This window comes from Pseudoalteromonas sp. Z1A6 (assembly GCF_011378745.1).
Lineage (GTDB): Bacteria > Pseudomonadota > Gammaproteobacteria > Enterobacterales > Alteromonadaceae > Pseudoalteromonas > Pseudoalteromonas arctica.
Window position 1 is genome coordinate 1 of record NZ_WTKW01000138.1, and the last position, 10444, is coordinate 10444.

A 10444-nucleotide genomic window follows, 5' to 3' on the forward strand; every position below is an offset into this window, starting at 1 on the left:
TATGATGGATTACTTAATCGCCGAAGGATATAAAGCCCATGGTGAGTTTAATTATAAAAATTCATCAGATAAGACTCTACTTTTTGAAAACAAATTTAAATATCAACAAGGTACTTTTATTAGTGAGCAAACAAACCCTTTAAGTTACCTCTACTTTAGCCAAATCTCTATAATTGAAAACTCTATGCTGCCTAGAGTAACTGAGCCAGATAACTCTGAAATATCTCAATTTTTACTAGAGCTACAACATAAAAAAGAAGATCTAGATTCAGCCTCAAGCAATTGTAATCAATTAACAGAAAAGCTGTTTGCAGCCCAAAAGCTCATACGAGATAGTGATGCTTACGACAAAGTGCGCAAAATCGAAAAAGAGTATGGCAGTAACTTTGAAGACGTATTACAAAATATAGACCCTGTTTTAGTTAATTATTGGTGGAACACTCTTGCCCGCCGTACCTCTTCAGATAGAAGCGATAGTGTATTTCGTGAGTATTTAGCTAAAAAAGAATTTCAAAAAGCACATGAATACAGCCAGACAACTCCACTAAATCAAACAGAGACAAACGTGCTATTTATTAGGTTACTTAAGAATCCATATGACTTAGTGCCTATTTGGAATAGTCGAACGCTACCTATCCCTCCAACAGAGTTGGTTAGACTAAGCTGGATTCCGCTTAGTCAATGGCAAGAACTTGCACAACTTGGTTTTGATTTTTCGATTACCGATATACATGGACGCGACGTTTATACACAAGCTGCGTCGTCTTCTGTCGAAGCAGTCCAATTTCTAATTGATAACAAAATATCGACTGTTCCCAGTAAACTTGGCGTAGATATACTCGACTTAGCGCTAGAACAAAGCTACACCAAAGGTGAGTTAAGCCCAATGGTTCCTTTAGCTTTGCAGCTTGTTGAAAAATTTGAACCAAACCACTTTTCTCGCGTTGCCCGATTAAAAATATTTTACCCTGAAGTTTATCAGCAGTTGGTACAACTTAACTCTGCGCTTAAACCATTAGAGGAAACAACGTTAAATAGCTATACTTTTTATAATCACTGATCTTCATAGCAGGCGAGCCATAAATTAGCTCGTCATTACCTGATGAATATTGTCTTTAATTTTTAACATTGTCTGTGTAGAGTATTTAAAACAACTAAGGGAATTGGGTTATGACGGGTAAAACGCTAATTTTTAACTTTGACGGCACAGGAAACGAGCCCCGTGACGCAGAACAATTTAGCTCAGATCATTTTAAAGAAGACTCTAATATTACCAACATTCTAAAACTGCATTTACTGCTTGGCGGTAAATTAGAAGACTCCCCTATTACTCCATTTTTAAACCAACTCAGTTTTTATTATCAAGGTATTGGCACTAAAGGCAGCCGCCTTAAACGCATTTTAAACCAAACCCTTGCACCTCGTGGTGACGACGTAGCCAGTATTTTAAATCAAGCGTTAAGCGACTTTAAAGCTCACTATCAATTAGGCGATACCATACTGCTAACAGGTTTTAGCCGAGGCGCTGCGCTTGCCAGACGCTTTGCTAAATGTTTAGAACCCTTAATAAGCAACAACGTGTATGTATGTGTGTTTGATACCGTTGCCTCTATTGGCTTATCAAAAGTAAGTAAAGCCACTCGTGGCGCAGAGCATGTTATTTTTGAAAACCACACCATTGCCAACAACATTACTCAGGCGCTGCACTGCGTAGCCCTTGACGAAAAACGCCGCGCATTTGAACCCACACTCATGAACCATCAAAACAATATTACTGAGCTATGGTTTGCAGGTGCGCATTCAGACATTGGCGGCGGTTACTACCGCGATGGCCTAGCCGATATTAGCTTGCGCTATGCACTTGAGTGGTTAATAGAACAACCGCTTAATATTTCGTTACTCACTAGCCACGACATAGATTACGAAACCCTGCTCCCCGATAGCAACTTAGTAGCACAAGATGACGTAACCGTAACACCCGACCCACTCGCATTAAGTCATCAGCAAAATTACTTTTGGTTTAACCCATTTTTTAAACTAGTAGATAGAGAGTGCTATGTATTAATTGATGATCAAGCCAGCAACCTTGAGCCTTTAGTGCACTACAGCGTAGCCGAACGCATTAATAAACTAACCAGTTATCGCCCAGAATCACTTAAAAAACTGCATTACAAAATTAGCTACAACGACAACACCACACTTAGCTTTATTGGTTTAAGCCAACATATAGAACTGGCTAATCAAAACATGAGTGTGCTGAGCATTAACCAAAGCCAAGATATAGTGGTATTTGCCTCTGAGCAATACAACGCAACCGGCCTCATGCTAGAGCAAGGCGCTACGTATCGCTTTACCCCATACCCAAATCAATACTGGTTTGACGATGGCATAAAGTGCACGCCATTAGGCTGGAACCGAGACAACGTTCAACTTGGCGTAAAAGAAATCCCAATGGCCGTACTCGAACCATTTAGACGATTTCCTCGCGCGCAATGGTTTTCACTCATTGGTGCTATTAATAAAAACGACGACCACCTTTTTGAAATAGCCAACGGCGCCGATATTAAAATAGATAAATCTGGCGAGTTTTGCCCATTCGCAAACGACCTAAGCCGCTTTTATGGCGCTAATGCCGGAAAAATAAAAGTAAAAGTAACGCGGTTGGAATAGTAGATTGCACAGTATTTTAGATTGTAGGTGCGATTTTACATCGCGCAAAAGCGAAGCGTTTAAATTGTAGGCGGGAGTTTACCTCGCGCTTTGGCTTTATAAAAACACCATGCGAGGTATAAAACCTCACCTACAATAATTCAAACACCACACTCAACAAACCCGTAGGTGCGATTTTACATCGCGCTTAGCTCTTATAAAAACACCCGCGAGGTATAAAACCTCACCTACAACAATTCAAACACCCCAATCAACGCTACAAAGCTCACCCAAACACCTGTAGGCGCTCAGCTTGCTCGCGCGAAAAGCGAAGCTTTTAAATTGTAGGCGCGATTTTACATCGCGCTTTGCCCTCTAGTAACTAGATCATTACCCCAATCAACTCTACAAAGCTCACCTAAACACCTATTCGCCTCACATGGTGAGGCGAATAACAATTTATTTGCCTCATGCAATGAGGCGAATAGCAGAGTTAATTGCCTCATTACTTTTAAGCGCTACATAGAACAATAATTCACTTTTCTGTGGTAAAAAATGTATTTATAAGCGAGGTATAAAACCTCACCTACATCATTGCAAACACAACTTTCAACAAAAGCGTAGGTGCGATTTTATATCGCGCTTTGGCTTTTAAATAAGGCCAAGCTAAACACCTGTGGGCGCTCAGCTTGCTCGCGCGAAAAGCTGTAGGCGGGAGTTTACATCGCGCTTTTGGTTTGTAATTTAAAATATATGCGCTTTTAAAGGACTTTTTAACCTCTGGGAATATTCACGATTAAGATTAGGAAGCTGCTTATACATCATCGTTTTTAATTGCTTTTCAGATAACTTATTACAGAGAAATTCTTGCTCAGCAAGCATTATATTCTTAAGTAACGCTCTCCCTGCTTGCGTATCCATTAAAAAGTAAATTGCAGCCCAACTGCTTGCATACAACTTACTGGTATCACCTTTTTTCCACGAGTCATCTAAACCCACTAACGAATCAATTGAAAATACACTTATAGTAATATTGTTATTTTTCGTCCATGAACTATTCGGCTCAACAATAGCTGTTTGCATATTATTTTTAATAAGTTCAAAGTATTCAGCAAATCCCTCATTAAACCACCTCGGAGTGTAGCCTAAAACCGCTTTATTAATGGCGTGCACTGCCTCATGTACGGCAGTTCGCATTGCACTGTGTGCATTATCATAATGAATAAAAGCAGAATTACTCGCGTGAAAATACATACCCGCAGTATTTGTAGGGTCAGCACTGCGTTGCTTAATTGCAGCCTCATAAGCGCGGCGCGTAGGCAGTACCGTTAAATTAAGCTTTACCTTTTTAAGTGCATGCACGCCAATAATCTGTCCATATACTTTAAATACAGTATTGAGTTTTATGCGTAACTCTTGGTTAAATGACGAAGGTAAATTAGGCGTATTTAAAGTAAGGTCAAAGTAATCTAACGGTTCAATAAAACCAGGATCGTAAGTTGCTACCGCAAAATCCGGTTTTTTGTCACTAAAATGCGGCACACCGTCATTGTCTGTCCACGTAAATATATCGCCATTACGTTTATATTTAACCTTACCCAACGATACATCCACGCAGCGCGTATTGTTAGCTTGCGATAAATGATTATCGGCAGGTACTGATGCATTTTGTAAAGTAGCCGAGCTTACATTTTTAAGCTGTTTAGTTGCTAACGGTTCAGTAGCTACCTGCGACGATAAACTACTATAAATTCGTTTAACCTCGCCTATAGGATCATGATAATTAAATACCCGCCCAGTAAAATGATTAGCAATGAGCGCCGATGCAATTAGCAGCACAAAAAATACAAACACCACGCGTAATTTTGTTTTAAACATATTTATGGGCGCCCTTGCCACTGTGCTTCAAATAACTCTTTTTGCTTACCCCGATACTCGCTACACCATACAAAGTCGGCCGACTCCATTCCTTTTTTACGACAACGTTTAGGCAATTTATAAAATTTTGACCAAGCATCAAGCTTAGCGGCATCTTTATAGCTATCGCTGTGCAAAGACATGTTTGATACTTTTTGATTGAGTAACCAATTGCTATTAGTCGTACGAGTTGGGGTAGAAGAAGTAGCCTGATAAGCGCTACCACTCTTTTTAGGTTTACGGCAGTGATTAGCAAGTAAGGTAAATAGCGCTTTATCGCGTGCAGTTAAACGCCCACCTTCTTTATTACTGTAGCCACTTATAAATTGAGACCGAATAGCTTCGCGCTGCTTTTTAATGCTATCGCATTGGGATTGTGTGTAAGCCTCACCAGCTTGAGGAAAAGTTGTAAATACGCTAATAAATACCAGTAAAATCCATTTAATCATTATTCATTCCCTGAATTAAAGCTTTAAAATAGTGTACCTATAAATGTGAAAAAACACATCAACATTACTGATCCAAAAAGCAAAAATTAAAGCTGTGGGTGGGAGTTCACCTTGTGTCTTGGTTTTTATAAAGCACCCGCGAGGTATAAAACCTCACCCTCAATAATTTAAACCACCACACTCAACAAAAGCGTAGGTGCGATTTTACATCGCGCTTTCTCTTTAGTAACTAGCTCATTACCCCAATCAACAAGCAAAGCTCACCTAAACACCTGTAGGCGCTCAGCTTGCTCGCGCGAAAAGCGTAGCTTTTAAAGTAATTTACTTATATCGCGTTGGCGATGGCACCAAGGGGCGGATACCGCCGACCGCCCCTTGGAACCCCACGGCGCCCCGAGGATCACACTGTCTCCTAAATTAAATGAATGATATAAACGTAACCAGCGTAGATAGGCCATCCATGGCCAAGCTACGCTTTTAACAGCATCCATGCTGTTAATTACTCATCATTCATTTAATTTCGGATGTAATCACGGGGGGATACCTTAGCTGTCGAGTTTAAGCTAAATTTGTCGATGTACTTAGAGTTAGGTATATTAAATTTATACATAATTTGAGTAACTTAAATGGCTAACCAAAAACAACAAGGTGAGTGGTTTTCAAGCAAAGAAACGATAAAGCTCTTAAAAATATCAGACTGTGAGTTAATGCATCGCCGAGAGCGAGGTGAGCTTAAGTTTGAGAAGCGCGGGCGAGCATTTTTTTATTTTATTGAGAGCAAGGGCGAATAAATGCTATTTCAAAATATAGTGCTGGAAATGCAGGCAAATAAGCAAAACGTATCTTCTGCACAAAGCTTTCAAAAATATGTGAGTACCAATAATTTAAAGGCAAACACAGCAGCATCAATATCTATAGATTCGATAAAAAAGCTGCCAAAAACTTTACGAGATTGTAATACGATGGTACTTAGGCTTGGCTCTCGCTTAGGCGATAATCAAACTTATTTTTCACTTGTAAAATCAAATGATGTAAACGATTTCTTTTTTAATGACCAAGCTCTGTTTGGCCAATTGCAACCAGAGCTATTCTTACCAAACGTATCAATAAGAAGCTTATTTGCATTTCAGCTCCTGCCCAAAGTCACTGAAACCTCAGTTGTAAATTTAGCTATAGCATCAGGGTTAATGGCTGAAGCACTTAACTTAAAAGATGACAAAACTATAGTAGTGCCAGCAACGGGGCAAAGTACATTCACGTTTAACTTTAAGCCACTCGCTAACGAAGACGTTGCCCTTGAGCATATAAATGGCCAAGTTGAAATCGATGCTGTCTTTGTTGCTAAGCGAGACGGTAAAGAACACTTATTTGTGATAGAAGCAAAACATGGCGATAAGTTTGATTCACTAGCAAAACATGGCGATAAGTTTGATTCACTAGCAAAACACAAATTGCTTTACCCTAGTTTAAGCTTATTGCAAAAACTTCCTTCATCTATGCCTATAGTTCCCGTTTACTTAAGAAGTATAAAAACAGAAAATGGTATCAACTTTTATATTGCTGAGTGTCCTTGCATTGTAAATCAACAAGATGAACTATATAGTTTGGATACATTAAGCCCCTGTAAAGTGCAGGCACTACATTTAGCAAATTATTAAACTATGAACGCAGAGCAATTTAAGCAGCTTGTAAAAAAAGTAAAAATAGCAAAAAAGCTACCTGATGCAATTTATTTCCATAAAGATGCATTTGCAGATGCACCTGCCGATTTAGTTAAATTTATTAAAGTTGTTGCGCAAGCTTTAAAGGTTGATGAATCCGATTTTGACTTAATCAAGCTGTTTAAAAGTGACTTTAGGCTTTCACTATTAAGCTACCCTACTTTTTATGAAGACTCTTACCCCGCATTAAAGCAAAGTGTTACTGTAGATTTAGCAAAACTTAGTCATAGAATAACTAAATACAATAACAGCGAAAACCCACCTATTTTGCACAGAAAAGAAACCATGGTTTCGCCAGCTAGTAAGTATTACCAATTATTTTGTGACCTAACTGCTGAAGGTGAGCAAGCAGGCTTATACGAAAACACGCGTATGATCGGCTTTAAAGGCTCGTGGGAGCGTTTAATTACTAAAAAAGGATATGAGCTAGTTGATGGTCGTTTATTTCGAAGCTCTGCCGTACAAAGCCCTGATAACGATAAAACAATAGATCGCCATTTAACGGCCATTGTACGACATGAACTTTCAGCTCCTTTAAAATCATTAGCTAAAAATGGTTTTTTGAGCGGCGACTATTCAATATTTGATTACGGGTGCGGCAGAGGTGACGACTTACGAGAACTCGAAGCCCATGGAATAGATGCATTAGGTTGGGATTTAAACTACCGCCCTGATGCTGATAAAGTTATTTCTGACATTGTTAATATTGGTTTTGTAATTAATGTAATAGAAGACAGAGATGAGCGAATAGAAGCGTTACTTGGTGCATGGGAGCTTTCACAAAAGTTACTTGTTGTATCAGCAATGCTCGGAAACGAAACGCTGATAAGCCAGTTTCAACCATACAAAGATGGCGTAATTACGAGTCGTAATACCTTTCAAAAATACTACACGCAAGCAGAGCTTAAAGCATTTATAGAAATGAGCGTTGACGAAAACGCGATTGCTGTTGCTCCTGGTATTTATTACATATTTAAAGATAAGCAGCTTGAACAACACTTTTTACAAAACCGCCATAAACGTGCATATAAATGGCAGCACCTAACAGCGCCAGAGCCTGTAAATGAAGAACAAGCGCGAATTTTATTTACGCAGCACCAGCAACTATTTGAAACGTTTTGGTTAACATGCTTAACGCTTGGCCGCTGCCCAGCAAACAATGAATTTGCGCAAAGTGAGAAAGTAAAAGAGGTAATCGGCTCTAATAAAAAAGCGCTGCAACTCGTATTAAAGTGGTTTGAAGAAGACGAGCTAAAAACAGCCGAAACAATGCGTAAAGAAGATTTACTTCTTTACTTTGCACTTGCTATGTTTGAAAAGCGAAAGCCTTACGCCCAACAGCCCGAAGATTTAAAGCGTGATATAAAAGCCTTTTTTGATACGTACAAGATAGCGCAGCACCAAGCCTCTGAGTTTCTTTTTCAAATAGCAGATAGTACATTGATTGAATCTCTGTGCTTAGAAGCGGAGAAGATATTACCCGCGAGTAAAGTCGACTTTGAAAACGGCCAACCTCACTCGCTAACACTGCATAAAGACTTCATAACTTTATTGCCACTGGTACTGCGTGTGTATATTGGCGCAGCTTTACAAATGTATGGTGAACTTGATGATATTCAGCTTATTAAAATTCATATACATTCAGGTAAAGTGACACTGCTTGGTTATGCAGGGTTTTATAACTCCCCCCTTCCGGAGCTAAAAGAACGAGTTAAAATCAAGATGGCAGATCAGGATGTGGATTTTTTTGATTACGTAGTTGAAGACAAACGTCCTCTACTACTTAATAAAATTGATTATATTGACGATACTTTTGATGATTATAAAAAGCAAAAGGCGTTTAATAAACGCCTTTTGAAAGAATTATATAAGCTACAAGTAGGTTCAAATAACATTTACTTTTCTCTACTTTCTGAGCTACTTGAGCAAAACGGAACGCGTATCAGAAATTATAACTTACTGAAGACTTCGTAAATGTAAAGTGATTGAGTTTTGTAATAGGCTAAAACGCTCTTTTAAATTATCGGTGTAATCTTTATCCAATATGTTTTTATCAAATGCTGTTGTATCAATCTTTATAAAGTGGCTGGCAAGCGACTTATTACCTACCTTTTTTAGATACTCGGCTGGCGCAAAATCTGAAATCAAACGGTTTGACTCTTTAGTTATGTAACTTAGATTTAGAGAGCTATTGAGTATATTCTCTGGGTTTTTCCTTAGCTCTGATGATACTTCACCTATTTTCTTTACTCTTGCAAGTGGTATTAAATGGTGTAGTTCAAGTGCTAAATCATTAAAAGCTACATCCCATGCGGTTAACATAACACCATTACCTTGCGGCTCTAAATCATGAGGCTGTCTAGATAGTATAAACTGTAGAAGAATATTTTTAATCGATGTAGGCTCTTTATCTATTGCATCATCCTTCCTTAGTAAAATATTCTCACTCACATAATCTTCAACATTTAATATCCTATTTTCATAAACCTCAAACTTATTTTCATCGTGGAATATTAGCTTATCAAGTTCTTTAATATCATTTATACATCTGATATTTTGCGCCTTAGCATATCCACCACCAAGGGTAATCGACCAGTACCAATACTCAAGCTTATTGAGCTTATCCACATCATTCCAGATATCATCATCACAAAGGTAATAACCTAAAACGACCAAAGTGAGTTTATATTGAACATCCTTACAGCTTACAACACCACATCTAAGGTTTAAAAAGCATAACGCTCTATTAATAGAATTTATTGTATGCTTAATATTTTTATTTACTAACTCCGCACTTAATTTAAGAGCTTTTTCGCGCTTTATATGACCTATGTCAATTGGCTCACCGAGCTCTTTCGTATAGGACAGTACAGAAAGTAAATTAACGAACCAATCTTTAACTATTTTTAATGGCTCATTACCATGTACGGCTCCGAAACCTATAGAGTTCCATTGTATTTTTTTATCTTGCTTATTAAAACTCTTAGAAAGCGCTTTTGGAACTAGTAGCTCTTTACCAAGACCAAGAATTAGTTGCTGAGTTAAGTTATTTTCTTCACGGTTTTGTGCCGACTTTGCAACTATTAGGTCATATACGCTTAAAGGTTCGCCGCCGCGATTTATTGCCTCAAAGATAGCTACAGCTCGATCTATCTCTCCTCTCTTTAATTGCACAATAGGAACTTTTCTATTAAGTAAGTTTGATAATTCAAATGTTAAAGATTTCACCCACTCAGCTTGTAATTGAGCAAATTGATTTACAAACCTCAAGCTTATGTCTTTATTTTTACAGTCGTCATATATTTCTTCAAAGTCACAATCTTCTATGCCCAAAGAGTTAAAAATCTTTTTATAATGTTCAATGGGAGTGCTTTCATCTAGATCATCTTTTATTTCTGCAATTCTATTCTCGGCGATCTTATTCAATACCTTTTTATGGATACCTTTATCACCTTTATAAATTTCCCAAAGAGGTAATAAGTAATCATTAGCGAAGCCATTTGTAATATCAGCTTTCGAGAAACCTTCAACTTTATCTCCATGAGTTAAAACTCTAGTCACCTTTGGGTGATGTAACTCTTTATCCTTCGTTTTATGAATGACTTTAAATTCTATATTACCCTCAATTTCTGAATCTGTTAATGTATTCAATTCTTCAAAAATCAAATCATTTAGACCAAAAATATCGCGTTCTTCAGTTCTAATATT

7 protein-coding genes and 1 pseudogene are annotated in these 10444 nt (G+C 38.0%); 5 read left to right on the forward strand and 3 right to left on the reverse strand.

What is annotated here, in order from left to right:
- Together GQR46_RS10360 and GQR46_RS10365 are read left to right on the forward strand one after the other, a co-directional pair.
- Positions 1-1060, forward strand: a pseudogene (locus GQR46_RS10360) (cupric reductase); the annotation flags it as partial.
- A gap of 110 nt (positions 1061-1170) precedes the next feature.
- Positions 1171-2670: a DUF2235 domain-containing protein gene (locus GQR46_RS10365; protein ID WP_165740894.1), complete on the forward strand. Its 1500-nt coding sequence runs from the start codon at positions 1171-1173 to the stop codon at positions 2668-2670.
- Between the two features lie 723 nt (positions 2671-3393).
- Here GQR46_RS10365 and GQR46_RS10370 read toward each other — a convergent pair.
- Positions 3394-4527 carry a DUF1570 domain-containing protein gene (locus tag GQR46_RS10370; RefSeq protein ID WP_165740895.1) on the reverse strand — a complete coding sequence of 378 codons (1134 nt, stop codon included), beginning with the start codon at positions 4525-4527 and terminating at the stop codon, positions 3394-3396.
- Between the two features lie 2 nt (positions 4528-4529).
- On the reverse strand, positions 4530-5015 hold the full coding sequence (locus GQR46_RS10375) for a hypothetical protein (RefSeq protein ID WP_165740896.1): 486 nt from the start codon (positions 5013-5015) through the stop codon (positions 4530-4532).
- Positions 5016-5641: 626 nt separating this feature from the next.
- Between GQR46_RS10375 and GQR46_RS10380 the strand changes: the two genes are divergently transcribed.
- Genes GQR46_RS10380 through GQR46_RS10390 form a run of 3 tightly spaced genes read left to right on the forward strand, consistent with a single transcriptional unit; the run spans position 5642 to position 8710 of the window.
- Positions 5642-5806 (forward strand): hypothetical protein, encoded by a 165-nt coding sequence (locus GQR46_RS10380; protein ID WP_165740897.1) that lies wholly within the window; start codon positions 5642-5644, stop codon positions 5804-5806.
- Complete coding sequence (locus GQR46_RS10385; RefSeq protein ID WP_165740898.1) at positions 5807-6673, forward strand: hypothetical protein; 867 nt, start codon at positions 5807-5809, stop codon at positions 6671-6673.
- A gap of 3 nt (positions 6674-6676) precedes the next feature.
- Entirely contained in the window at positions 6677-8710 is a 2034-nt protein-coding gene (locus GQR46_RS10390) for a DNA phosphorothioation-associated putative methyltransferase (protein ID WP_165740899.1), read from the forward strand.
- Here GQR46_RS10390 and GQR46_RS10395 read toward each other — a convergent pair.
- The coding region (locus GQR46_RS10395; protein WP_165740900.1) for a hypothetical protein at positions 8693-10444 on the reverse strand (1752 nt) is incomplete at its 5' end. The genes GQR46_RS10390 and GQR46_RS10395 overlap by 18 nt on opposite strands.

Coding starts and splice junctions, on each gene's coding strand:
- GQR46_RS10365 (WP_165740894.1), top strand. CDS start 1,171: ATGACGGGTAAAACGCTAATTTTTAACTTTGACGGCACAGGAAACGAG.
- GQR46_RS10380 (WP_165740897.1), top strand. CDS start 5,642: ATGGCTAACCAAAAACAACAAGGTGAGTGGTTTTCAAGCAAAGAAACG.
- GQR46_RS10385 (WP_165740898.1), top strand. CDS start 5,807: ATGCTATTTCAAAATATAGTGCTGGAAATGCAGGCAAATAAGCAAAAC.
- GQR46_RS10390 (WP_165740899.1), top strand. CDS start 6,677: ATGAACGCAGAGCAATTTAAGCAGCTTGTAAAAAAAGTAAAAATAGCA.
- GQR46_RS10370 (WP_165740895.1), bottom strand. CDS start 4,527: ATGTTTAAAACAAAATTACGCGTGGTGTTTGTATTTTTTGTGCTGCTA.
- GQR46_RS10375 (WP_165740896.1), bottom strand. CDS start 5,015: ATGATTAAATGGATTTTACTGGTATTTATTAGCGTATTTACAACTTTT.